At 68.0% G+C, this 23,210-nt stretch carries 26 protein-coding genes; 11 read left to right on the top strand and 15 right to left on the bottom strand.

Annotation, left to right across the window (positions count from 1 at the left end; all coding sequences use genetic code 11):
* Positions 1 to 95: 95 nt before the first annotated feature.
* From fis to prmA, 3 genes are all read right to left on the bottom strand, one after another.
* Positions 96 to 371, bottom strand: coding sequence for a DNA-binding transcriptional regulator Fis (gene fis / locus V3B48_RS18230; protein ID WP_005419706.1), 276 nt, complete (start codon positions 369 to 371; stop codon positions 96 to 98).
* A gap of 114 nt (positions 372 to 485) precedes the next feature.
* Entirely contained in the window at positions 486 to 1,271 is a 786-nt protein-coding gene (locus V3B48_RS18225; RefSeq protein ID WP_285303599.1) for a DUF3426 domain-containing protein, read from the bottom strand.
* 42 nt (positions 1,272 to 1,313) lie between these two features.
* A complete protein-coding gene (gene prmA / locus V3B48_RS18220) occupies positions 1,314 to 2,234 on the bottom strand; it encodes a 50S ribosomal protein L11 methyltransferase (protein ID WP_201119393.1) in 921 nt (306 codons plus the stop codon).
* Positions 2,235 to 2,397: 163 nt separating this feature from the next.
* Here prmA and V3B48_RS18215 point away from each other — a divergent pair, with 163 nt between their 5' ends.
* Together V3B48_RS18215 and V3B48_RS18210 are read left to right on the top strand one after the other, a co-directional pair.
* Complete coding sequence (locus V3B48_RS18215; RefSeq protein ID WP_032129558.1) at positions 2,398 to 3,363, top strand: hypothetical protein; 966 nt, start codon at positions 2,398 to 2,400, stop codon at positions 3,361 to 3,363.
* On the top strand, positions 3,360 to 3,734 hold the full coding sequence (locus tag V3B48_RS18210; protein WP_010481078.1) for a hypothetical protein: 375 nt from the start codon (positions 3,360 to 3,362) through the stop codon (positions 3,732 to 3,734). The genes V3B48_RS18215 and V3B48_RS18210 overlap by 4 nt, the downstream gene beginning before the upstream one ends.
* 129 nt (positions 3,735 to 3,863) lie before the next feature.
* Here the strand turns inward: V3B48_RS18210 and accC are convergent, their stop codons facing one another.
* The 5 genes from accC to V3B48_RS18185 form a co-directional block, all read right to left on the bottom strand.
* Positions 3,864 to 5,231 carry an acetyl-CoA carboxylase biotin carboxylase subunit gene (gene accC / locus V3B48_RS18205; protein ID WP_032129559.1) on the bottom strand — a complete coding sequence of 456 codons (1,368 nt, stop codon included), beginning with the start codon at positions 5,229 to 5,231 and terminating at the stop codon, positions 3,864 to 3,866.
* A gap of 10 nt (positions 5,232 to 5,241) precedes the next feature.
* Positions 5,242 to 5,721: an acetyl-CoA carboxylase biotin carboxyl carrier protein gene (gene accB, locus V3B48_RS18200; RefSeq protein ID WP_032129560.1), complete on the bottom strand. Its 480-nt coding sequence runs from the start codon at positions 5,719 to 5,721 to the stop codon at positions 5,242 to 5,244.
* A gap of 53 nt (positions 5,722 to 5,774) precedes the next feature.
* A complete protein-coding gene (locus tag V3B48_RS18195; protein ID WP_080355197.1) occupies positions 5,775 to 6,200 on the bottom strand; it encodes a lysozyme inhibitor LprI family protein in 426 nt (141 codons plus the stop codon).
* The gene (gene aroQ, locus V3B48_RS18190; protein WP_049423471.1) at positions 6,197 to 6,646 is read right to left on the bottom strand and encodes a type II 3-dehydroquinate dehydratase; all 450 of its coding nucleotides are present in this window, start codon (positions 6,644 to 6,646) and stop codon (positions 6,197 to 6,199) included. The genes V3B48_RS18195 and aroQ overlap by 4 nt, the downstream gene beginning before the upstream one ends.
* Before the next feature lie 350 nt (positions 6,647 to 6,996).
* Entirely contained in the window at positions 6,997 to 7,725 is a 729-nt protein-coding gene (locus V3B48_RS18185; protein ID WP_329894184.1) for a DOPA 4,5-dioxygenase family protein, read from the bottom strand.
* 165 nt (positions 7,726 to 7,890) lie between these two features.
* On the opposite strand from V3B48_RS18185, the gene V3B48_RS18180 reads away from it, so the two are divergent.
* Complete coding sequence (locus tag V3B48_RS18180) at positions 7,891 to 8,718, top strand: isocitrate lyase/phosphoenolpyruvate mutase family protein (protein WP_164227549.1); 828 nt, start codon at positions 7,891 to 7,893, stop codon at positions 8,716 to 8,718.
* A 73-nt stretch (positions 8,719 to 8,791) separates the two neighbouring features.
* Here V3B48_RS18180 and V3B48_RS18175 read toward each other — a convergent pair whose 3' ends face one another.
* Positions 8,792 to 9,325 (bottom strand): hypothetical protein, encoded by a 534-nt coding sequence (locus tag V3B48_RS18175; RefSeq protein WP_329894183.1) that lies wholly within the window; start codon positions 9,323 to 9,325, stop codon positions 8,792 to 8,794.
* A 126-nt stretch (positions 9,326 to 9,451) separates the two neighbouring features.
* On the opposite strand from V3B48_RS18175, the gene V3B48_RS18170 reads away from it, so the two are divergent.
* On the top strand, positions 9,452 to 10,048 hold the full coding sequence (locus tag V3B48_RS18170) for an NAD(P)H-dependent oxidoreductase (protein WP_049423463.1): 597 nt from the start codon (positions 9,452 to 9,454) through the stop codon (positions 10,046 to 10,048).
* A gap of 16 nt (positions 10,049 to 10,064) precedes the next feature.
* Positions 10,065 to 10,658: a TetR/AcrR family transcriptional regulator gene (locus tag V3B48_RS18165; protein WP_049401738.1), complete on the top strand. Its 594-nt coding sequence runs from the start codon at positions 10,065 to 10,067 to the stop codon at positions 10,656 to 10,658.
* Positions 10,659 to 10,663: 5 nt separating this feature from the next.
* Here V3B48_RS18165 and V3B48_RS18160 read toward each other — a convergent pair whose 3' ends face one another.
* Complete coding sequence (locus V3B48_RS18160) at positions 10,664 to 11,458, bottom strand: D-alanyl-D-alanine carboxypeptidase family protein (RefSeq protein ID WP_329894182.1); 795 nt, start codon at positions 11,456 to 11,458, stop codon at positions 10,664 to 10,666.
* Between the two features lie 120 nt (positions 11,459 to 11,578).
* Between V3B48_RS18160 and V3B48_RS18155 the strand changes: the two genes are divergently transcribed.
* A complete protein-coding gene (locus tag V3B48_RS18155; protein WP_329894181.1) occupies positions 11,579 to 13,126 on the top strand; it encodes an alkaline phosphatase in 1,548 nt (515 codons plus the stop codon).
* Here the strand turns inward: V3B48_RS18155 and V3B48_RS18150 are convergent.
* Positions 13,123 to 13,308, bottom strand: coding sequence for a hypothetical protein (locus tag V3B48_RS18150; protein WP_329894180.1), 186 nt, complete (start codon positions 13,306 to 13,308; stop codon positions 13,123 to 13,125). The genes V3B48_RS18155 and V3B48_RS18150 overlap by 4 nt on opposite strands.
* A 98-nt stretch (positions 13,309 to 13,406) precedes the next feature.
* Between V3B48_RS18150 and V3B48_RS18145 the strand changes: the two genes are divergently transcribed.
* Positions 13,407 to 14,306 (top strand): LysR substrate-binding domain-containing protein, encoded by a 900-nt coding sequence (locus V3B48_RS18145; protein WP_180838677.1) that lies wholly within the window; start codon positions 13,407 to 13,409, stop codon positions 14,304 to 14,306.
* Positions 14,307 to 14,421: 115 nt separating this feature from the next.
* On the opposite strand, the gene V3B48_RS18140 is transcribed toward V3B48_RS18145, so the two are convergent.
* The 3 genes from V3B48_RS18140 to V3B48_RS18130 all read right to left on the bottom strand — a co-directional run bounded on the left by V3B48_RS18140 (position 14,422) and on the right by V3B48_RS18130 (position 17,172).
* Positions 14,422 to 15,138, bottom strand: coding sequence for an ABC transporter substrate-binding protein (locus tag V3B48_RS18140; protein ID WP_285303460.1), 717 nt, complete (start codon positions 15,136 to 15,138; stop codon positions 14,422 to 14,424).
* A 62-nt stretch (positions 15,139 to 15,200) separates the two neighbouring features.
* Positions 15,201 to 16,724, bottom strand: coding sequence for a carotenoid oxygenase family protein (locus V3B48_RS18135; RefSeq protein WP_285303461.1), 1,524 nt, complete (start codon positions 16,722 to 16,724; stop codon positions 15,201 to 15,203).
* Between the two features lie 25 nt (positions 16,725 to 16,749).
* Positions 16,750 to 17,172, bottom strand: a complete 423-nt coding sequence (locus V3B48_RS18130; protein ID WP_071227891.1) for a DUF2141 domain-containing protein — start codon at positions 17,170 to 17,172, stop codon at positions 16,750 to 16,752.
* A gap of 156 nt (positions 17,173 to 17,328) precedes the next feature.
* On the opposite strand from V3B48_RS18130, the gene V3B48_RS18125 reads away from it, so the two are divergent.
* The 3 genes from V3B48_RS18125 to V3B48_RS18115 are packed head-to-tail and all read left to right on the top strand — an operon-like array spanning position 17,329 to position 19,458.
* On the top strand, positions 17,329 to 18,429 hold the full coding sequence (locus V3B48_RS18125) for a histidine kinase (RefSeq protein WP_285303462.1): 1,101 nt from the start codon (positions 17,329 to 17,331) through the stop codon (positions 18,427 to 18,429).
* The gene (locus tag V3B48_RS18120; RefSeq protein ID WP_032129575.1) at positions 18,426 to 19,064 is read left to right on the top strand and encodes a response regulator transcription factor; all 639 of its coding nucleotides are present in this window, start codon (positions 18,426 to 18,428) and stop codon (positions 19,062 to 19,064) included. The genes V3B48_RS18125 and V3B48_RS18120 overlap by 4 nt, the downstream gene beginning before the upstream one ends.
* Positions 19,065 to 19,086: 22 nt before the next feature.
* The gene (locus tag V3B48_RS18115) at positions 19,087 to 19,458 is read left to right on the top strand and encodes a VOC family protein (protein ID WP_125895608.1); all 372 of its coding nucleotides are present in this window, start codon (positions 19,087 to 19,089) and stop codon (positions 19,456 to 19,458) included.
* A gap of 91 nt (positions 19,459 to 19,549) precedes the next feature.
* Here the strand turns inward: V3B48_RS18115 and V3B48_RS18110 are convergent, their stop codons facing one another.
* Positions 19,550 to 20,389 carry an arylamine N-acetyltransferase gene (locus V3B48_RS18110; protein WP_132810871.1) on the bottom strand — a complete coding sequence of 280 codons (840 nt, stop codon included), beginning with the start codon at positions 20,387 to 20,389 and terminating at the stop codon, positions 19,550 to 19,552.
* Between the two features lie 202 nt (positions 20,390 to 20,591).
* Between V3B48_RS18110 and V3B48_RS18105 the strand changes: the two genes are divergently transcribed.
* Positions 20,592 to 23,129 carry a methyl-accepting chemotaxis protein gene (locus tag V3B48_RS18105; RefSeq protein ID WP_329894179.1) on the top strand — a complete coding sequence of 846 codons (2,538 nt, stop codon included), beginning with the start codon at positions 20,592 to 20,594 and terminating at the stop codon, positions 23,127 to 23,129.
* Positions 23,130 to 23,210: the final 81 nt, after the last annotated feature.

Raw genomic sequence — 23,210 nt, 5'->3', positions numbered from 1 at the left:
TCCGCGGTCCGGGCCGCCGCGGGGCCGCCACCCCACACCCCACCCCCGGGGGGGGGGGGGCCCCCCCCCCCCCCCGCCACTACCCTCGTGCGCGCTTACGCGCTGATGCCGTATTCCTTCAGCTTCTTGCGCAGGGTGGCACGGTGGATGCCCAGCATCGCGGCGGCGCGGCTCTGGTTGCCTTCGCAGTGGTTGAGCACTTCCACGAACAGCGGAATCTCCATCTCGCGCAGCACGATCTCGTAGACATCGTCCGCATCGCAGCCATCAAGGTCACGCAGGTAGCGGCGCACGGACTGGGCGACGTGTTCACGCAGCGGTGGCCGGGGAGCGCCACGACTGTTGTCAGGACGAGAAAGGACAGCGTTCAAGGGGGTTCCCGATTCGGTTGGCCCGTGCGCGCGGAGCGCGCGGCCGGACGAGGTGGTGGCGGCCAGTCTAGCGCGAGCGTGCCCGGCCTGCCACGGCTGGTCGCCTCTCCCCGGTCAGAGGAAGTCGAAGGTGAATGCGACGGTGGACGCAGCGGGCTCCTGCAACCGGAAGGCGACGCGCGCGCTCTGGCCCGGTTCCAGCAGGGCTGCACCGGGGTTCTCGCCCAGGTACTGCGCGGGCGTGAACACGCCGCTGCCGATCACCCGGCCATCGGCATCGGACAATGACAACCGCAGGTCCGGCCACGCCTGTGCCCAGCGCGCATCGTTGCGGATGCTGGCCTGCACCTGCAGCACACCGGCCTGGCCCGGCAGGGGGCGGATCTCGCGGCTGGTCATGGTGAACGCAGCGGGTTCGTGCCAGGCAGGCAGGCTGCAGCGCAGCACGCCGCACAGCGTGCCCAGCCATGCGCGGTTGCCGGCGTCGGCGGCCAGCCGCGCGCGGTCGGCCAGCACGCTCTGCAGTACCAGCAGCAATGCCAGCCCGGCGACCAGCAGCCAGTGCCAGCGGGGTGTTGGCAGCGTGCGCGTGCGCGCGCTGCCGAGGAAGCTGGGGGCATCATTGGCGACCGCCGTTGCCTGCACCGCGACCGGCGCCGGTTCGATGGCCGCTGCTTCATCAACGATGACAACGTCATCGTCGTGTCGCATCTCTGTCGCCGGTGGGCGTACCAGGTCGATGGGCTCGGCCTGCATCTGCTCCACAGGCGTTGGGTGCCCGGCTTCGTCCTGCATGCGCGCATCGGTCGCACGCGCATCGGTCGCAGGCGCAGGCTCACCCTCCGGCGTCGTGCGCAGGAAGGTGGCCAGGGGACGGCGCGGTGGGTTCGGCTCGGACATGCTCAGGGCGCGGGCTCGGATCCAGCGGTCATTCAACCACGATCAGGCGCGGCGCACGCCGGTGATGCGCATCCAGTCGCCATCCTGGGTGGCCTGCAGATCGTCGAACCATGCTGCATAGCGCTGCAGCAGTTCGCCTTCCTGGCCATGCAGGATGCCGGACAGGGCGATGCGGCCACCGGCAGCAACGCGCGCAGCCAGCAGTTCGGCCAGCGCATCCAGCGCCGAGGCGAGGATGTTGGCGACCACGATCGGATAGGTCGCGACCGGTTCGTCCTGCGGCAGGTACACATGCATGCGGGCCTGCTCGCCGTTGCGCTCGGCATTGTCGGCGGTGGCGACCAGGGCCTGCGGATCGTTGTCCACGCCGATGGCTTCGGCGGCGCCCAGCTTCAGCGCGGCCAGTGCGAGGATGCCTGAGCCGCAACCGAAGTCGAGCACGCGCTGGCCCTGCAGCAGGCCATCGACCGCCAACTGGTCCAGCCAGCGCAGGCACAGTGCGGTGGTCGGGTGGGTGCCCGAACCGAACGCCAGGCCCGGGTCCAACCGCACCACGGCGGCATCGGCGGCCAGTGCGGCCTCCGGCAGTTCATGGTTCCACGGCACGATCCAGGTGCGACTGCCGAAGTCCATCGGCTGGAACTGGTCGAGCCAGGCACGTTCCCAGTCTTCATCCTCGACCGCGCGGAAGCTGCCGCTGCTCCAGTCCAGCTCCGGATCGAAGGATTCCAGTGCGGCCAGCAGCAACAGCGCGTTGCTGTCGGCGGGGAACAGCGCGCTCAGCACCAGCGTGTCCCACAGCGGGGTCTCGCCCACGCCCGGTTCGAGAATGGCCTGTTCGTTGCTGGTATCGGCCTCGGCATCGAGCAGGGTCACGGCCAGTGCACCAACGTCCTCCAGCGCATTTTCATAGCGGGGCTGGGTGGCTTCGGTGCAGCGCAGGGTCAGTTCCAGGAACGGCATGGTGGTGGGGGCAATCGCGGGAAAGGGGGCCATGCTAGACCATCGGGGCGTCTCCGTATTGCCTGAGATGCCGCTCCGAGATGAACGAAGCCCGTTCAGACAGGCCCGTCGGGCCTTGCTAAACTTCGTGCTTTCCTATGCGCCGCATCGCCTACCGCCGCCGATGGCCTTCGCTCCGACCCTGAAAACCTGGTTGCTCGTACTGCCGGCTGTGGCCGTGCTGGGCGTGGCCGGTTATCGGGCCAGCGGCCATGCTGCGACGTCTTCGGTAGCGTCGGCGGATCTGGCAGGTGCGGTCGCGGCCGCTGACAGTGCGGCGCCGCTGCCGGTGATGCCGGAGGCGCTCGCGCGCCGCCTGGCACCCTTCGAGCGTGGCAACGCATTGCCGTCCGGGCTGCCCCTGGATCTCCGCGCCGATATCGAAGACGCCACCGACCTGTATGCCTATGCTCAGCGGTTGCGTGCCCAGGCGGACGAAGGCAACCACGAGGCGCGCTGGATGCTCAGCCGTGTCTATGACTACTGCGCGCAGTACGCGGTCGATCCGGGTGGCTACCGCTTGGACAACAACGTGCTGGCCGGGCTGGGCCTGACCGCCGCACCGGCGATGGTGCAGGCGCGCGAACGCGTCGCGCAGCGTTGTGGTGGTTTCGTGCCGGGCGACAAGCTGGGCACGGCCTTGGTGCTGTCCGAACGTCGCAAGGCGGCCGCACAAGGCAATCTGGCTGCTGAGGCTGCGTTGTTCGCCGAGGGCGAACCGCTGCAGGACAGCCCCGAGTACCGCCGTGACCTGGTTGAACGGGTGCGCACCTCGCGCGACCCGGAGGCCTTCATGGCGATCGCACCGGGCATGGGCGTGCGCGCCTCGGGTGACCGCGCGCTCAACGGCCTGGTGGCGGGCGAGCAGCTCAGTGAACTCGCATGGCGGCTTGCGGCCTGCGAACTCGGTCTACCGTGTGGGGCAGACAGTGTGCTGGTCAACAGTTTTTGTGCGAACGGAGGGATCTGTTCGCAGGATGGTACGCAGGATTTCCGGGATTTCGTGTATGACGCTGCGGTATCGCGGCAGGGCGCTGGGAAGATGAAGGAATGGATCAAGCGATTGGTTGGAAAGAGGAACGAGCAATGAACTACCGCCGATTCCTGCACGGGGCCAAGTTCTGGTTCTGGGTGGCCCTGTTCGTGGCCTACTCGGCCGGCGCGGTTGGCCTGTTGATGATCGATACCTATGAAGATCGCTACCGGCATCTGTCGAAGGTGGAACTGACCACGGTAAAGGCGCAGGAAGACGTGCGCCGTGCCGGTGCCAGCCAGGTGGCCGCGGTCTATCGCGCGCAGAGCGGCATGCCGTTCGCGTCGCTGCCGGCGGGCAGCACCTTCCAGGTGGTGTGGCCGGATGGTTCGACCGAGACCATGGTGATCGTCGACCCGACGTCGCCCAATGGCGTGCGTCCGCTGGCGAACTCGCAGATTCCGGCCGAAGCTGCCGACAAGCGCTGATGCGCCTGCTGTAGCGCCGAGCCCACGCTCGGCTGAGCTTTCCGGCAAGCCGAGCATGGGCTCGGCGCTGCAGCAACAGAAAAGGGCGGGGATATCCCCGCCCTTTTCGTGTCCAGCACGTGGCGCCGATCAGGTCAGCGCGATCGGCTTGTTCTTGCGTTCGGCCAGGCGCTTTTCCAGGTAGTGGATGTTCTGGCCACCGGCCTGGAAGCCCTTGTCGCGCATGATCCGCTGCTGCAGGGCGACGTTGGTCTTGATGCCATCGACCACCATTTCGCTCAGTGCCACGCGCATGCGGGCAATGGCGGTTTCGCGGTCCGGGCCGTGCACGATCAGCTTGCCGATCATCGAGTCGTAGTTCGACGGCACGCGGTAGCCACTGTAGATGTGGGTGTCCACGCGCACGCCGGGGCCGCCCGGCGGATGGAAGCCGGTGATGGTGCCCGGGCTCGGCACGAAGGTTTCAGCATCTTCGGCGTTGATGCGGCACTCGATGGCATGGCCGGTCAGCACCACGTCGCTCTGCTTGATCGACAGCTTCTGGCCGGCGGCGATCTTCAGCTGCTCGGCCACCAGGTCGATGCCGGTGACCATTTCGGTAACCGGATGTTCCACCTGGATGCGGGTGTTCATTTCGATGAAGTAGAAGCGGCCGTCCTCGTACAGGAACTCGAACGTGCCGGCACCACGGTAGCCGATGCGTACGCAGGCTTCGGTGCAGACCTTGCCGATCTGCTCGCGCTGCTCGGCAGTGATGCCCGGTGCCGGCGCTTCTTCCACCACCTTCTGGTGGCGGCGCTGCATCGAGCAGTCACGCTCGCCCAGGTGGATGGCGTTGCCCTGGCCGTCGGCCAGTACCTGGATTTCCACGTGGCGCGGGTTCTCCAGGAACTTCTCCATGTAGACCTCGCCATTGCCGAACGCGGCCTTGGCCTCGCTCTTGGTGGTTTCGATCGAGGTCTTCAGCGAGGCTTCGGCGTGCACCACGCGCATGCCGCGGCCACCGCCACCACCGGCCGCCTTGATGATGACCGGGTAGCCGATCTCACGGGCGATCTTGGTGTTGGCGACGATGTCTTCGCCCAGCGGGCCGCCCGAGCCGGGCACGCACGGCACGCCGGCGGACTTCATCGCGCGGATGGCTTCGACCTTGTCACCCATCATGCGGATGGTGTCGGCCTTGGGGCCGATGAAGATGAAACCGGACTCTTCCACGCGCTCGGCGAAGTCGGCGTTCTCCGACAGGAAGCCGTAGCCCGGGTGGATGGCCTGGGCGTCGGTGACTTCCGCCGCGGCGATCAGTGCCGGGATGTTGAGGTAGCTCTGCGGCGACGGCGCCGGACCGATGCAGACCGACTCGTCGGCCATGGCCACGTGCTTGAGGTTGCGGTCGACCGTGGAATGCACGGCCACCGTGCGGATGCCGAGGGTGTGGCACGCGCGCAGGATGCGCAGCGCGATTTCCCCTCGGTTGGCGATGACGACTTTGTCGAGCATGGCGTGCCCCTCAGCCGATCACGAACAGCGGCTGGTCGAATTCGACCGGCTGGCCGTTCTCGCCGAGGATGGCGACGATGGTGCCGGACTTGTCGGCTTCGATCGGGTTGAACATCTTCATCGCTTCGATGATGGCCAGGGTCTCGCCTTCCTTGACCTGCTGGCCAACGCTGACGAACGCAGGCTTGTCCGGGGCGGACGACGCGTAGAAGGTGCCGACCATCGGCGAGCGCAGCACGTGGCCTTCCGGCAGCGCCGGGCCCGGCTTGGCGGTGCCACCGGTGGAGGCTTCGGTCGGCGACTGCATCGGCATCGCCTGCGGCGCCGGAGCGGCCGGAGCGGCGTACACCGGGGCGGCGACCGGGGCGGCATAGCCGGCCACCGGGGCGCGCGACAGGCGCACCGACTCTTCGCCTTCCTTGATTTCGATTTCAGCCAGGTTCGACTCTTCCAGCAGGTCGATCAGCTTCTTGATTTTGCGGAGATCCATGGTGGCCTCTTTGCTCTTGATGTCAGTGTGGTGGGAAGCGCATCGCGCTCGGGTCAAAGCAGTTCGTAGAACTCGCGCAGCTGCCGCGTACGGTCGCGCGTCTGGGTGATCAGGCACTGCATCTTCGCAGGGTTGCGCGAGGTGCCGTCTGCATTGAAGGCGTAGACTGCCTCGCAGTCTGCATCGCGCAGGGTTATCCAGATGCGCTGGGCCTTCACCAGCTGCTGTTCGGCCGCTGCGCAGCGGCTGCAGCTGCCATCGGCGGCCTGCGCCTTCAGTTCGCCGCGCGCCTGGACGTAAACGGCGTTCAATGCGCTGTCGGCGTCATCCAGGCGATCGGAATCGCACATGTCGCGCTCGTAGCCGCCGGTCGCCTGCGCGCAGTCAATGCCAGCGGCCGCGCGCTCGGCGGCGATGCTGGCGCCGCACACGCCGGCCCACAGCACGATGCAGGCAAGCACTCTTGGGAGCATCTTCACGCGCGGGCCGCCTGCACGCGCAGCAGCGCCGCGTCCATCGCGTAGCGGTAGCTGTCGGCGCCGAAACCGCAGACCACGCCCACGGCCTTGTCACTGAAGTAGCTGTGCTGGCGGAACGGTTCGCGGGTATGCGGGTTGGACAGGTGGATCTCGATGAACGGCACCGCCACCGCCGCCAGCGCATCGCGCAGGGCGACCGAGGTGTGGGTGAAGGCGGCGGGGTTGATCAGGATGAAAGCGGTTCCGTCGTCGCGTGCGGCCTGCACGCGGTCCACCAGCACGTGCTCGGCATTGGACTGCAGGCTCTCCACCGCGTGCCCGGCAGCCGAGGCCTGGGCGGCCAGCGCCTGGTCGATGTCGGCCAGCGTGGTGTGGCCGTAGACCTCCGGCTCGCGGGTGCCGAGCAGGTTGAGGTTGGGGCCGTGCAGGACCAGCAGCTTCGCCATGGGATCCGGAAGACGGGAAAGGGCGGCAGTCTGGCGGAACCGGCGGATGCTGTCCAGTTCGGCGAAGTTTGCAGCGTTTCAATCGATTGTTTGAAATTCCCCGGAGGGCTTGCGGCCGTATGGCGGGCGCTGGATCAAGGCGCGCTGAACGCCGTGCAGCTGGGGGATGCGTGCACGTAGGCCGACGATGGCGGCAGGCCGGGCGATGACCGATGCCGCAACGGGCTGTGATGCGGTAGATCCACGCCATGCGTGGATGAAGGAAGTTCGGTGCGCAGCAGGCTACGCACCCACCGAGGGGCAGCCCAAGGTGCGCTGCACGCCACCCACCGCCCCCGCCACGCACCCGCTCACGTCTCCAGCGGCACCGTCGGCACCACGTTCGGGAACACCTCCTCCAAGGGCTCCCGTTCCCCCGGCTTCGGTGCCGGCCAGTTGTAGGCGTTCACCGGCTGCGCGCGGTTCACCCACAACGCGTAATACAGATGGTCGGCGCGGCCATCACCGGTATTGGGGTGGATCAGGATGGTCAGGCCCAGGCTGTTGAGCTGCAGCCAGGGCACCAGCACCGGCAGCAGGTCGTTGGTGAAGCCGAAATAGAACGACGGGGTGACGTGCGGTCCGCGTGGTTCCAGGTTCCAGTTGCCCAGCTCCACCGGGAAGCGCTCGGCCGCCCAGCGCCGCAGCAGCGCAGCTTTCTCGAAGCTGTCCTCGTCGAAGTAGATATGCGCGTGATAGCTCTTGATGTCGGTGTAGGCGCGTGGGGTCGCGGGCAGGGGGGCCTCCCCGGGACGCACGCTGGCCGGGCGCGGGGTCGGTTCGCTGGCGGTGACCTGGCCCCAGGGGCTGCTGCCCTTCACCGGCGGCGGGACGATGGCACGGAAGCCTGGGCGCCCGGGTTCGGTGGTGTTCACCGTGCCGCCGCTGTGGGGGGCTGCGGCGGCGGTCGAGGCACTGGCCAGGCCGCCGGCGGCCAGACCGGCCGAAGCGATCAGGCGGCGGCGTGTGGGCGAAAGCAGGTCGGCCCAGTGGGCGTCATCGTCGCCGGCGTCGATCAAGGTCAGCGGGTCCGGGTGCATGAAGGGCTCCGTGGCGGCATCGTGTGGGCAGGCAAGCACGCTCGGGCACCTGCATCCACAGCGTCCAATAAGCAGGTGGCATCACCTCATGCAGGTTTGCGCCGTCGTCGTTGAGCCCGGCTGCAGGGCGGGCTAGGGTGCAGGTCTGCCGCCCCGGAGCCCGCCATGACCTCGCCCGATGCCGATACCCAACGCAAGCGCGCGGCCTTCCGTCAGCTGCATGCAGCAGGGTGCTTCGTACTGCCCAATCCGTGGGACGTGGGCAGTGCGCGCTACCTGCAGCGGCAGGGCTTCCAGGCACTGGCCACGACCAGTGCCGGCTGTGCCTGGAGCGAAGGGCGGCCGGACGGAGCGGTTTCGCTGCAGGCCACGCTGGACCATCTGCGCCTGATGGCGGCAGCGACGCCGCTGCCGTTGAACGCCGATTTCGGCGATGGTTTCGGTGATACGCCGCAGAAGGTGCAGGAGGCGGTGGCCGCGGCGATCGACACCGGCATCGCGGCGTTGTCGATCGAGGATGCCAGCGGCGTCGCCGATGCACCGCTGCGTCCGATCGATCAGGCGGTGGAGCGTCTGCGCGCTGCCCGTGCAGCCATCGACCGCGCGGGCGGCGACGTGCTGCTGGTTGGCCGTGCCGAGAACTTCTTCGTCGGCGTGCCGGATCTGCCGGACACCCTGCAGCGCCTGCGCGCCTATGCCGAGGCCGGCGCCGATGTGCTGTATGCACCGGGCATCAGCACGCGCGAGCAGATCAGCGCGGTGGTTGCCGCCGCAGGTTCGAAGCCGGTGAACCTGCTGGTCGGTGGGCCGACACCGCTGCGCCTGCAGGACATCGCTGCTCTCGGCGTACGCCGGATCAGCCTGGGCGGCGCACTGGCCCGTGCTGCGTGGGGCGGACTGATGCTGGCGACACAGCCGATCGTGCAGGACGGACGCTTCGACGGCCTGCAGCAGGCGGCTTCCGGGGCCGCGTTGAACGCGCTGTTCCGTTGAGCGAAATCCCGGTGCAGTCCCAGACCAGCAGGGATAGTAGATCCACGCCATGCGTGGATGGATGCGCCTGCGATTACAGCGCTTCCATCCCACCCTTGGGCAGCGTCACCCCAGGCTCCAACGCCGGCAGCAGTAGCCGCAGCAGCGCGGGATTGTCCAGCAACGCAGCACCGTCAATGAAACTCCATTGGGCTGTGCCGACGCGGCGCACGGCGAGCATGAACGAGGTGCTGCGCATCGGCGCCTCGCGCACGCGCAGCAGCGACTGGCGTGGCACGAAGCAGACTTCCTCATCACCGGCTGCATAGGTGTGGCCCGGCACGCCGGCCTCGTCGCTGATGATGGTGACCCCGGCCTTGCGCAGCTCTTTCAGGGTGTCGCGAGTCATATGCGCATAGGCCTCATCGCCCCCGGCCAGGCGCTTCAGGCTGGGATGGGTTCGGGCGATGATCAACTCGGCATCGCCGCGGGCGAATGCGCCCATCATCGCCTGCACGTCCTGGCGCAATGCGGCCGAGTCTTCCGGACTGAGCTCACCGGCCAGCGCTGGCGCAACGGCCATTGCCATCGGCAGGGCCAGCAGAAGGGCGAGCAGGTATCGGTGCATCGTCGGGTATCTCAGCGGGAACCGCCGCACTATACGGCGGATGCGGAAACAGCGTCCCACGCATGGCGCTGGTGTCCCGGGCGCCATTACCTACTATTGGTAGGTAGTGAATTCCGGACATCCCCCATGCACACCCTCATCGTTACCGCCCATCCTGAATCCGCCGCGTTGACCCATGCCATCGCCAGGCGCATCGGCGAAGCCATCACCGCAGCGGATGCCGCCAATACCGTGACCCATGCCGATCTGATGGCCGAAGGCTTCGATCCGCGCTTCAACACGCACGACCAGGCGCTGTTCCGTGGCACCGGCGCACCTCCAGCCGACGTCGCCGCCGAGCAGGCGCGGCTGGATGCTGCCGACACGCTGGTACTGGTCTATCCGCTGTACTGGTGGTCGTTCCCCGCGCTGCTGAAGGGCTGGATCGATCGCGTGTTCACCCAGGGCTGGGCCTACCAGGACGGTGCAGACGGCAAGGTGCAGAAGAAGCTGCAGCGGTTGCGCGTGCACCTGGTCGGCATCGGTGGAGCCGGCGCGGACATGATCGAACGGCGCGGTTACGGCGCGGCGATGAAGACGCAGATCGACATGGGCATCTTCGACTACTGCGGCGCGCGCGTGCTGACGTCAGACCTGCTGCTGGATGCCGATACCGGTGCGGCCGAAACGCATCTGCAGACCGCACTGGCGATCGGCCGTAAAATCGGAACTCCGATGCACTGATCGCCGTGTTCCGCCGATGCCTGCCAACGCCGCTCCCACGCGCCGCCGATTGACCCGCGAGCAACGCGCCCGCCAGTTGCTGGACGTGGCCTGGGCGCTGGTTGGCGAAGAAGGCACCGACGCGTTGACCCTGGGCCGGCTGGCCGAGGCCGCGGGCGTGACCAAGCCGGTGGCCTACGATCACTTCGTGACCCGCAACGGCCTGCTGGCCGCGCTCTACGATGACTACGACGGCCGCCAGACGGTGGTGTTCAACGAGCGCATCGGCCGCGCCCGGGCGCAGTTGGCCGATCGTGCGGCGGCCATCGCCTCCGGCTACATCGACTGCATCCTCAGCCAGGGCAGTGAAGTGCAGGGCATCCTTGCCGCGCTGGTGGGCGCGCCGGAACTGCACGAGGTGCGGCGGCGCTACCAGCAGGATTTCATCGACAACTGCGATACCTGGCTGGGCCCGTTTGCTGCCGACGGCACGGTGCCATTGGCCGGGCGCTGGGCGATTCTCGGTGCGGCCGAAGCCCTGTCCGAAGCCGTGGCAGCAGGCGCGCTGGACAAGGCCGCAGCCGAAGCCGAGCTGCAGCGCTTGATCGTGGCGACGGTCAAGCGGCGCTGAGCCGCTCAGGCGTCGGCGGTGCTGTCGGCCAGCGCCGCGAACCCGGCGGCCAGCCGCTCGCGCACAAGGGCATCGCGTGCGTCGCGGCTTTCAGAACCCAGCACCACGGTGATCAGGCGTACCGGCTGACCCTGCCCGGGCACTGCCCGGCAGGCGGTGGCGGCCAGGCAGAAGCCTGCGGCCTGGGTGTAGCCGGTCTTCAAGCCATCCACGCCGTCATCGCCAAGCAGGGCGTTCTGGTTGCTGCGGCTGAAGCTGCCGTGCGCGAACACGCGCTGCGCGGTGATCGCCAGGATCTGCGGATGATCGTTCAACAGGCAGGCGGCCAGCACCGCCATGTCGCGCGCGCTGGACGCATGGTGCGGGGTGGTGATGCCGGACACGCTGGCGAACCAGCTGCTGCGCAGGCCGAGCTGGCGTGCGTGCCGGTTCATGCGCTCCAGGAACGCAGGCTGTGATCCGTCCAGATGGCGCGCGATGGCCAGCGCCGCGTCATTGCCGGAGACGATCATCAGTCCTTCCAGCAGGCGCGCGAGGGTGACTGTTTCACCGGGCACCAGGCCCATGCGCGTTTCATCATCGGCCACCGCGTGCACATCCCCGGCGGCGATGGTGACCGCTTCGTCCCACGCGCCTCCCTTCTCTTCGACGCATTCGTACGCGGCATAGGCGGTCATCAGCTTGGTCAGCGAGGCCGGTTGCCTGGCGATGTCCGCGTTGTGCTGGTGAATCACCGCGAACGTTGCCGCATCGAGGGTGATGGAGGACAGCGGTGCACGCGCGGGAGCAGGAGACGGCATGGAAACGAGGATGGCAGTGGGGGCCTGCAGGATAGTGTGCAGCGGCTGCACGAAGCTGCAATATTGCAACGATATAACGTCTCGTAATTGTGGGCCGCCGATGGCCCGACGGGACACCCGATGACTGCACGCATTCCACGCCGCTGGCTTCATTCTTCGTTGCTGCTCGCGCTGGCCGCACTTGGCGGCTGCCAGCCCAATCTGCGCGCCGAGGCTGTTGCTTCCGGCCCAGCGCGCCCGCACAACGTGATCGTGATGATCAACGACGGCGCCGGTTGGGGCACCTGGGACGCCGCCGCCTACTGGCAATACGGCGGCCGCGAAGGGGCCCCGTATGCGGATTTCCCGCAGCGCCTGGCGGTAACCACCTTCCCGTTGAATGCCAGCAGCCAGCCGACCCGCGACAACGCACAGACCCTGGGTTACGACGCGGGCAAGGCCTGGGATGACACACCGGTTCCTGCGCAGGACCTGCCGTTTGCGGGCTACCAGTACCTGGCTGCGGTGGCTACCGACAGTGCGGCGGCGGGTACCGCGTTGTCCTCGGGCATCAAGACCTACAACAACGCCATCAACTTCAACAACGATGGCAATCCGGTCGAGTTCAATACGCTGCGCGCCAAGCGGCTGGGCATGGCCACCGGCGTGGTGACTTCGGTACCGTTCGCGCATGCCACGCCGGCCGCGTTCGCGGCGCAGAATGAATCGCGCAACAACTATCACGCCATCGCCAATCAGATGCTGGCGCAGGGGCATATGGATCTGGTGATGGGCACCGGCGGCCCGGGCTACAGCGTTGATGGTCGCGCCTGTGACGAGAGTGCCGGCGCGGCCAAGGCCGAGGGCTGCGCGAATCCATGGGAGTGGGTGTCGCCGCAGGATTGGCAGCAGCTGGAAGCGGGCAGCACCATTGCCGGCAATCCGTCCGGGCCGTGGCGCCTGATCCGCAGCAAGGAAGCGTTCGCCGCGCTGGCGCAGGGACGGTTGCCGGCAGACCGGCCGCTGATCGGCGTGCCGCGCGTGGCCAACACGCTGCAGCAGGCGCGCCAGCTGCAGGTGCTGGGCAAGGATGCGGCCACGCCTTCCGGTGTGAGGAAGATCGACAGCGTGCCGGATCTTGCGACCATGACCCGTGGTGCGCTGCAATTCCTGCAGCAGCGTTCGTCCAACGGCCTGTTCCTGATGGTGGAAGGTGGCGCCACCGACTGGGCGGCGCATACCAGTGCCTGCGGCACTGAATGGCACTACGGCCAGTGCAGCGACCAGCCGCAGTACGGCCGACTGATCGAGGAAACCGTGGAGTTCAACGACGCGGTGACAGCAGTGATCGAGTGGATCGAACGCAACGGTGGCTGGGAGCGCAATCTGTTGATCGTCACCACCGACCACGACAACAGCATGCCGATGGGCCCGGATGCACAGAACGTCGCCTTCGAGCCGGTGCGCAACAACGGCCGTGGACGCATGCCTGGGATGAGCTTCCGGCCGACCGGCAACCATTCCAATGCGCTGGTGCCGTTGTGGGCCAAGGGCGCGGGCGCGGAGCTGCTGGGCCAGCGCGTGCGGGGCGTCGATGCCGGTTACCGCCAGCATGTGCGCTGGAACGACGGCAGCTACATCGACAACACCGATGTGGCTGCGGCGGTGCAGGAAGCGCTGCAGCGTTAGGGGTGTGCCGGCCGCTGGCTGGCAGCTGCAGGTTTCCCGGTCGGCGAGGTTGCCGGCCAGCGGCCGACACTACCGGGGGCGGTGCTGGGCGGCGGCGTCGGCGACGGGCTGGCCAGCTGGCGTGCCAGCTCGGCACTGGCCACGTGGCCGTGCAGGAACAACAAGCCGCTGAAGATGTTCATGAGCGTGCCTCCACTTGAGTGGATTGCACGATACGGGCAGCATGGACGGGCAAAAAGCGACATTTCCGCAAGCACGCCTTGAGAGGAATTCAAGCCTGATGTCCCGCCCTCCGCTCCATGCCCTGCAGGGCTTCGTGGCTGCTGCCCGGCTCGGCAACCTGACGCGTGCCGCCGCGTCGATGAATGTGACCGTCAGTGCGCTCAGCCATCAGATGCGGCAGCTGGAAGAACGGCTCGGGCAGCCGCTGCTGATCCGCCAGCCGCGTGGTGTCACCCTCACCCTTGAGGGGCAGCGCCTGCTCGACCAGGTCGGACCGCATCTGGATGCGATCAACGAAGCCTTCCAGCCCTATGCCGCACGTGCCGAGCACGTGCTGACGATCAGCGCGGTGCCGTCGATGGCGTCGGCCTGGCTGGTGCCGCGCCTGGGTCACTTCGTGGCCGAGCATCCACAGATCGAGATCAACCTGCAGTCGAGTGAACGCCTGATTGATTTCGAGCGGCAGCGCCAGTTCGACGCCGCGCTGCGTCTGGGCAGCGGGCAATGGCCGGGCCTGGTGGTGGAACCGCTGTTCGACGAGTGGCTGGTGCCGATGGCGAGCCCGGCGCTGATCGAACGCATGGGCGGCATTGACCGTGTGCCGTTGACCCGGTGGCCGCTGCTCGGTGATCCGGATGGCGCGTGGGGCGCCTGGTTCGCGTTGAGCGGGCAGAGCCCACCGTCGCGTTTCGTGGCGGTGCTGGATGATTCGGAGGCGCACCATCGCGCCGCTCTGGATGGCGTGGGCGTAGCGCTCGGGCGGGTGACGCGGGCGCGGCTGCTGCTGGATTCGGGCCAGCTGGTTGCACTGTCCAGCCAGCGCCTGAAAACCGACTGGCCGCATTGGCTGGTGTACCCGCAGCGCTCGGCCAGCCATCGCGGTTTCCTCGCGTTCCGCGACTGGCTGCATGCGCAGGCCGCCGAGCATGTGCGGCACATGGCAGACGCACATCTATAGCGCCGAGCCATGCTCGACCATTGCATCTGGATCTGCAGCGTCGAGCCATGCTCGACCATTGCATCTGGATCTGTAGCGTCGAGCCATGCTCGACTGCTGGTGCTCGACTCTACAGTCATCGCACCAGCGTGACCGCCTGCCCGGCACGCGCGAACGCTGCCTCAAGCAACGGGCCGGCCTTGATCGCCTCCACTTCCTCGAACAACGCCCGCAATGCATCGGCCGGGCGTGAGGCCGGCGCCGCCACTGCCTGCTGGATCGCGGTGAAGCGGTCGGCCAGCACACGGTGGCCGGGATGCGCCTGCGCCCATGCTTCCAGCGGCTGGCGTACACCGGCGGCGGCATCCAGGCGCTGCTGATCGAACAGGGTGATGGCCGCCGCCGAGGTCTCCGCCCGCTCGATCGTGGCATGGCGCAGTTCGCGACTGAGGAACAGGTCATAGGCCGCGCCACGCCCCACCGCGATGCGCAGCCCCTCGCGATCCAGGTCGGCTACCTGCTGCGCAGGGCTGTCCGCGCGCACCAGATAGGTACCTTCGATCTCCAGGTACGGGGCACTGAAGGCAATGCGGTCGGCACGTGCCGGATCGATGGCCAGGAAGGCCAGATCCCAGCCGTCTTCGCCTGCTGCCTCGACCACCGAGGCTGCGGCATCGTGGCAGGTGAAGCGAGCCTGCACCCCCATCCGTTGCGCCAATGCGGTAGCCAGTTCCAGTGAGGGGCCGCGCGGTGAGCGCGCATCGCCCTGTGCCAGCACCGGGTTGCCCAGGTTGATCGCCACGCGCAGGAAACCGTGTGGTGCCAGCGTACTTCGGTGGTCGGCCAGGGACATGCGGGACTCCACGGGGCAGGGGAGACCCAGCATGCCAATAACGGTGTCCGCGTGGCGTGGAATCAGCCGCGCGCGGCGAAGGTGCCGTGGAAGCCCAGTGGTACCGCATAGGGCAGCCAGGCCTGTGCCAGCGGACCGTCGTCCAGGTGGCGGGCATCGAGCACCGCCAGGCCGCTGCGCTTGTTCACCGGGTCAAGCAGGGTGCCGATCAGCCAGCCATCATCGGCGTTGCGGCTGCCCGGGCGCGGTACGAACACATGCTCTTCGGCCATGATGTCCGGGCCATAGTTCCAGAGCTGGCGGCGCCCGTGCTCGATGTCGAACGCGGCCACGGCGTTGAAGTACGGCGCATTGGCCGTGCCGTCGATGGTCGGCGCATACAGCCGTGCGCCACGTGTGTTCGCCGAGCGCGGGTCGAACAACGGGAACTCCACTGCGCTGATGCCCAGCGGCTGCCAGCGGGCCTGGCCACGACGCAGGTCCAGATGCAGCTCGACCAGGCTGGCGCCACTGTTGGCAGCGTGTGCGCCATCACCGGCCATCGCTTCCTTCATCGGCGAGCGCGCCTCATTGATGTCGTCGTGGCGCACTGCACGCAGCACGATGCCGCCATCGCGGGTGAACGCGTCGCCGAAGTGGTAGATCGCCGCGAACGGGGCCTCGAACCATTGCGCCTTGTCCGGCGCATCCTTGGCGACCACCGCGATGCGTACAGGACGCTGAGGTGCGAACTGCATGCGCTCGAAGAAGCTGCCGCCTGCGCCGGTGAAATCGAACGGCATCATCACGAACACCAGGTGCTGGTCGGTCATCGCGAAGGCATGCAGGTAGCCATGCTCGGGTGTTTCGATCACATTGGCGCTGCGCAGCTGGCCGTTCGCACCGATGTGCCAGACCAGCAGGCCATGGCCCCCCATCAGGCTGATCGAGCCGAAGTTCCAGAGGCTGCCGTCGCGGTCGCGCAGCGGGTGCGCCGAGAACGGCAGTGCAGCGAGGTCCGGACGCCAGGTCACCGGACCCAGTGTCTGCAGCGAATCGGGATCTACTTCGAACGCCGAACCGGACTCGCACAGCGCGAACAGGCGGCCATTGATCATGGTTACCGAAGTGTTCGCCACGTTGGCATCGTCGTTGTTTCGAACTGCCAGCGCACCGGGAACGCTGGTGCCGGCAGCCGGATACTGGAAGCGGCCGGCCTTCTGTTCACGGGTGAATTTCGGCGTGGCGACCATGCGCCCGTGATGGGTCAGGCTGCCATCACCATTGAAGCGCCAGCCATGCACCATGCCGTCGCCGTCGAACCAGTGGTCATAGCGGAAGCCATCGCGCTCGGTCCACGCCGGGCCGTTGCGGTACAGCGTACCGGCCAGGCCTGACGGCAGCTTTCCCTGCAACTGCACGGTGGTCGGGCCGAGGCTTTCGCTGCCGACGCTGCGCCAGCCAAGCAGCCACGGGTGTTCCTGCATGCCCTGCGCGAACCGCGCCGGGTCGCCGGCGAAGGCGGGAGCGCTGCGCAGCGCGGTGGCGCCCAGGGCCAGGCAGGCACTGCTGCTGAGCAGGGTGCGAAGGAAGCGGCGACGGTCCATGGTGGCCTCGGGTATGGATGCGGAATCAGCGCAGGGTGATGTCGATGGCGGTGCCGGCGGCCGGCACGTCGACGCGCGCCTCGTCGAAGGTCGGCTTGCGCATCACCTGCGGGTTGTTGCTGAAACCGTAGCCTTCCACCGGCATCCCGACCAGGTTGGTGTCGAGCTTGCCGTTGTCGTTCTCGTCGTGGGTGAGCAGCACGGCATAGCTGCCGGCCGGCACGCCCTTGAACGTGAAGTGGGCACTGTCGCCGCTGGGCGCCGCCTGCTGGGCCTGCACGGGCTTGGCCTTGCCGTCCCAGGCGGCGGCGTTGTCGACCAGCGCAACGCGCAGGGTGCCGGTCTGCGCGCGGACGTCGTGCACGGTCACGGCCAGGTCGGCGGCGTGGGCACTGCCGACCAGGGCCAGGGCAGTCAAGGCAGTGCTGAGCAGGGCGGTGCGGATCATGGCAGTGGCTCCGGAAGTGTGTGTGGCGGTGTGGAGCCAGTCTGCGTGGGGCGCTGCACCGGGTTCAGGGCCAGTGGTCATCGATTCGACGTGCCAGAAGTCACTTTCTGCGCCGGACCCATTGCCGCCGGCGTGCGCGGCCGTCAGCATCTGGCCATGCCCAGCCTGTTCCGCCATCTGTTGCGTCCGCTCAGCCTTGCCGGCCTGATCACCGTGCTGGTGGTCGGCCTGTCGTTCGCAGTGCAGCGCAGTGGCGCCGGGCTGAGCCTGCTGTTGCTTGCTGTGTTCCTGCTGCTGTTCGTGGTGCACGGCTGGGCGTCGATGCCATCCCGCGTGCGCGCCGCCGCTGCGGTGTTGCAGGCGCTGCTGGCGGTCGTGCTGGTTGCGCTGCAGCCGCGTACCGGTACCGCCCCGGTGCTGCTGGTGGTGCTGGTTGCACAGCTGGCCGAACACTGGCCGCCGCGCTTCGTGCTGGGCGTTGCGCTGCTGGCCAACCTGGCGGTGTATGCCGTGCTCCGCCACAGCGGCTTCAGCCAGCCGCTGCTGGTGGTGTTGCTGTATGGCGGTTTCCAGGCCTTCGCCGCGCTGACCGCGCACTATGCCCGCAGCACGGCGCTGGCCCGCGATGACCTGGCCCGGGTCAACGCCGACCTGCTGGCCACCCGCGCGCTGCTGGCCGACAGCGCACGCGATGCCGAGCGCCTGCGCCTGGCGCGCGAGCTGCACGATGTGGCCGGGCACAAGCTCACCGCGATGCGACTCAACCTGCGCGTCCTGGCCGCTGACCCTGCGCTGGCCGGCCGCGAAGGGCTGGTGCTGGCCGAACAGTTGTCCGGCGAGTTGCTGGCCGACATCCGCCAGGTGGTGCAGTCGATGCGCGATGATCGCGGCCTCGATCTGGCCACCGCGCTGCATGCGCTGGCCGCACCCTTCCCACGACCGAAGCTGCAGCTGCAGATCGGCGACGGGGTGCGCGTGGCTGACCCGTTGATGGCCGAGACCGTGCTGCGGCTGGTACAGGAGGCCCTGACCAATGCCGCCCGGCACGGCAATGCAGACACCGTGTGGTTGACGATCAGTGAAGAGGAATCCCAGTTGCGTATCGATATCCGCGATGATGGCCAGCGCGCCGAACGCATCCGCGAGGGCAATGGCATCGCCGGCATGCGCGAGCGCCTGGCGGCCGTACAGGGGCGGCTGGAGTTGGCCCGAACCGCGCAGGGCGGCATGCATCTGACCGCGCGGTTGCCGGCATGAGCCCGGCCGCAATCCGCGTAGCGCTGGCCGACGACCAGGCATTGGTGCGTGCAGGCCTGCGTGCGCTGCTGCAGGGCCTGGGGGTGGACGTGGTGCTGGAGGCCGAGGATGGCCAGGCCCTGCTGGATGCGCTGGATACGCAGCGCGTGGACGTGGTGCTCAGTGACATCCGCATGCCCGGGCTGGATGGGATCGAGGCACTGCGCCAGCTGCGGGCGCGCGGCGATGCCACGCCGTGGCTGCTGCTGACCACCTTCGATGAAAGTGATCTGCTGCTGCGCGCCAGCGAGGCCGGCGCACAGGGCTTCCTGCTCAAGGATGCCGCGCCGGCCGACCTGCGCGAGGCCATCGAACGCGTTGCCGCTGGCGAGACCCTGCTGCTGCCGGTCAGTACCGATCCGGTGCGCGCGCGTTACCGCTTCCACGATGAAGCGCCGCCCACCGATACCTTCGGCGAACGTGAAGTGGCAATCCTGCGCCTGCTGGCCGGGGGTTACAGCAACAAGGAGATCGCGCGCAGCCTGTTCCTGGCCGAGGGCACGGTGAAGAACTACGTGTCCGCCATACTCGACAAGCTCGGCACCCGCGACCGTACCCGCGCGGTCCTGAAGGCGATTACCCTGCGCATCATCTGAGTCAGCCGCGCAAGGAGCGTCAATGAACCCGATCCTGCATGTGGAAATCCCGGCCAGTGACCTGGACCGGGCCATCACGTTCTACCAGCGATGGCTGCAGGTTGCGGTGGACGAACCCATCGTGCTGCACGACTGCCGGATGGCCTATCTACCGTTTTCCGATGAGGCTGCCGGTGCCAGCATTGCGCTGGTGCACGGCGCGGACTATCTGCCTTCCGAGCAGGGCGCGCGCATCTACATCGGCGTCGATGACCTGGATGCCAGCCTCGACCGTGCGCTGCAGGCCGGAGCCGAGCTGCGCTTCGGCCCGGCCGATGCCGGCGATTGGCGCGTGGCCGAGATCCGCGACAGCGAAGGCAACCGTATCGCATTGCAGGCGCGCACAGCGCCTTAACGTCACCGCGGCGGGGCGCGCATCTGTAGAGTCGAGCTTGCTCGACTGATTTTGACGTCGCCGTAGATGCATCAGTCGAGCAAGCTCGACTCTACAGCGTCGCGGCGCGTGAGCGCTGCAGCCAGTCGTTGATCGCGGGATCCAGCCGCGGGTCGTCCGGAAGCTGGATGCCGAAGCGCTGCTCCAGCACGTCGCGCACATCACCCACATCATGCAGCGGGCGCTTGTCCGGTGCCTGTCCGGGGCGGTACTCGGTGTAGTTGCCGCTGCCGATGGTGCGGCGCCAGTCCGGCCCGGTCAGCGACGCGCGCAACTGGCCGGGGAAACTGGAATCGGGATGGGTACATACGTACCAGTTGCCCACCACGTTGTCGATCGGCGCCGGCGCCTGCAGATCGAAGCGGTACATCACCCGCCAGCCGTCGCTGGATTCGGCCGACAGCATGAAATCACCGCCGTCTTCCAACCGCTGCAACAGGTAGCGTTCGTGCGGGGTGGCCTGCGGCTGCGGGTCATGCAGGCGCAGCGGTACGGTCGGCGTCAGGCTGCCAAAACCGGCATCCACCAGCCAGTCATCGCCGTCCACGTGCACGCGCAGCAGCAGATGGGTACGCGCGGTCAGTTCGCCGTCCTGGGCGGCCAGCAGTACGCGCGCGCTCAATGGCTGGGCATCGAAGCCCAAGGCCTGCAGCAGCGCCAGCAACCCACCATTGAGCTCGAAGCAGTAGCCACCGCGGCGCTCGTCAAGCAGCTTGCGCTGCACGCTGTCCAGGTCGATCGGCACCGCATCGCGCAGCAGGCAGCTGAGGGTTTCGAAGGGCAGCAGTGCGTTGTGGCGCTGCTGCAGCAGGGTCAGGCCGGCCAGGGTCCGTGGTGGCGGCGCATCCAGCTGCAGGCGCTGCAGGTAGCGGGGGACATCGAGCGTCGTCATGGGGGCACCGGGCGGGGAAGGGAGGTCCACTGTGCTCCCCCAACCGGGGTTGAGGTCAAGCACGGCGGCCGTGTCATGCCCCCGTCGCCTGCACCCGGTACAAAGACCGCGTCCGCCAGTGACGGGGGACGCAGACGAAAAAAGGCCTAAAGTTGCCCTGAATCCGGCCGATACAGGTGCGTCTTTCCGCCTGGAGTCTGTCATGTCGGCCGTTGTCCCCCACCTCCGGTCCCTGCGCACGCGTCTTGCCACGTTGCGCTCGGCGTCCCCCGGCCTGCTGCTGTGGCTGCAACCACACCGGCTCAGCGTGGCCAACAAGCTCAAGGCGACCCTGTGGGTCTGTGGCCTGGGGCTGGTGGCGATCGCCGCTGTCTACGCCTGGACTGGCCATGCCAACGCCCTGGCCGCGCGCAGCCAGGCCAGCTACCAGCGCGGCAGCGATCTGGCTGCCAGCCTGTCCACGCGGGTGGCCGAAGCGCGCCGCCTGCAGACCCAGTATGCACGCAGTTTCGATGATGCTGACCGCAGCCAGTTGCTGGCAGCACAGAAGGCCCTGCAGGCTGACCTGCAGGCGCTTCGCGCGATGCCGATGGACGCCGGCCGGCGCAAGGCGCTGCAGGTGCTGACCGAATCGGCCGACGCGTTCTCGCAGGGTGTCGCCGCCCTGTTTGAACGGGTCGACGAGATGGGCCGCGGTGAGGCCGGCCTCGCTGCACAGCTGCAGCAGGCCGCCGAAACCCTGCAGGCACAGGTGGATGCGCTGCAGCGGCCGTCGCTGGCGCTGTCCCTGCAGAAGATGCGAAGGCAGGAGGCCCTGCTGCTGCTCGACGGTGATTCCACCCACGCCGACCGCGCCAGCGAGGAAAAGCTGCCGTTCGACCTCGCGCTGGCGGGCCTGCCCGCGGATGCGCAGGACGCCCTGCGCACCGGGATGGAGGGCTATCAAGGCGCCCTGCTGGGGTATACCGCGGCCCGCGTCGGCCTGGATGTGGAAGTGCAGTCGCTGCTGGATACCGCCGCGGGCGTAGCGCCGGCGCTTGCTGCTTTCCAGCAGGTGCAGGTGGCAGCGCTGGCCAGGGCGCAGGCGCGCCAGCAGGTCGGCGCGCGCACGATGAGCGTGCTGTTCGCATTGACCCTGCTGCTGGTGGCCGGCGTGCTGATCACCAGCCTGGTGCTGGTGCTGCGTGCGGTGCGCCAGCCGATCCAGGACACCCTGCGTTTCGCCAGCGACATCGCCGACGACCGCCTGGACACCACGCTGCGCGTCTACAACGCCAACGATGAGATCGGCCAGCTGGCCCGACGCCTGGTCGACATGCAGCAGCGCCTGCGTGCGCGCATCGAGACCGAACGTGCTGTGGCGCGCGGCAACACCCGCGTGCGCCAGGCGCTGGACAGTGCGCAGACCGGGCTGATGGTGGTCGATGCCGAAGGCCTGGTGGCGTACGCCAATCCGGCGCTGCTGGAGCAGCTGGAACGTCAGGGCGATGAGCTGGTGGGGAGCGATGCGGTACGCCTGCATCCGGCACTGGTAAGCCTGGCCGGCGTGCGACAACGCGAAGAACGCGAGATCGGCCATTGCGGTGTCCGCTATCAGCTGATCGCCAATCCCATTGTCGACGAGGGGCATTTCCTCGGCGTGGCGGTGGAATGGCGCAGTCGCGCGCTGGAAACCCTGCTGGAAACCGAAGTGGCAGCCCTGGTCGACGCGGCCGCGCACGGTGACCTGCACGGTCGCATCGCGCTGGAGGGGAAGCAGGGCTTTGTGCGTACGCTGTCGACCAGCATCAATCGCCTGTTGACCACCTTCGAGACCAACCTTGGCGATCTGCAGGCGCTTCTGGCCGCGCTGGCCCGCGGTGACCTCAGCGTGCGCATGGAAGGTGAACTGCAGGGCGTGTTCGCGCGCATGCGCGACGATGCCAACGCCACCGTCGCGCAACTGGGCCGCATCGTCACCCGCATCCAGCAGGCCACGTCCAGCCTCGACACCGGTGTTGGTGAGATCGTCGCCGGTCACCATGATCTGTCGCAGCGTACCGAACAGCAGGCGGCCAACCTGGAAGAGACGGCAGCGTCGATGCACGAGCTGACCGACACTGTTGGCCGCAATGCCGATGCCGCGGGCCGTGCGGATGCGCTGGTCAAGGGCGCGGCGGCAGTGGCCCAGCGTGGCGGCGAGGCGGTCGGCCAGGTGGTGGCCACCATGCATGGCATCAGCGAAGCCTCACGGCGGATCGGTGACATCACCCAGCTGATTGATGGCATCGCCTTCCAGACCAACATTCTCGCGCTCAACGCAGCAGTGGAAGCGGCGCGCGCTGGAGAGCAGGGCCGCAGCTTCGCCGTCGTGGCTGCCGAAGTGCGCCTGCTGGCTCAGCGCAGCGCGGAGGCGGCCAAGCAGATCAAGGGATTGATCGAGGATTCGGTGGCGCGTGTGGGCCAGGGCAACCAGCAGGCCGAACAGGCCGGCACCACGATGGGCGAGATTGTCGGCAGCGTGCAGCAGCTGGCGGATCTGCTGGCCGGGATCCGCAGCGCGTCGCAGGACCAGCATGCCGGCATCGCCCAGGTGAACCAGACCATCGTGCAGATGGAGGCCAGTACACAGCGCAACGCCAGTCTGGTGGAAGAGGCGGGGGCCTCGACCGCGCAGATGCAGGCGCAGGTGCATGCCCTGGCAGAAGCCGTGGGCGCGTTCCGTCTGCAGTTGATGCCACAGGCGCGCGCTGCGGCCTGATCCCGCTCCGGTAGTGGGGGGGGGGGGGCGGGGGCGGCGCCGCAGAGAAGCACCGCCCCCCCCGGCGCCCCCGCGCGGGCG

The sequence above is a fragment of the Stenotrophomonas sp. SMYL20 genome, assembly GCF_036320045.1.
Classification (GTDB): domain Bacteria; phylum Pseudomonadota; class Gammaproteobacteria; order Xanthomonadales; family Xanthomonadaceae; genus Stenotrophomonas; species Stenotrophomonas maltophilia_A.
Note: the sequence above shows the minus strand (reverse complement) of the source record. Positions and strands in the feature narration are given on the sequence as shown.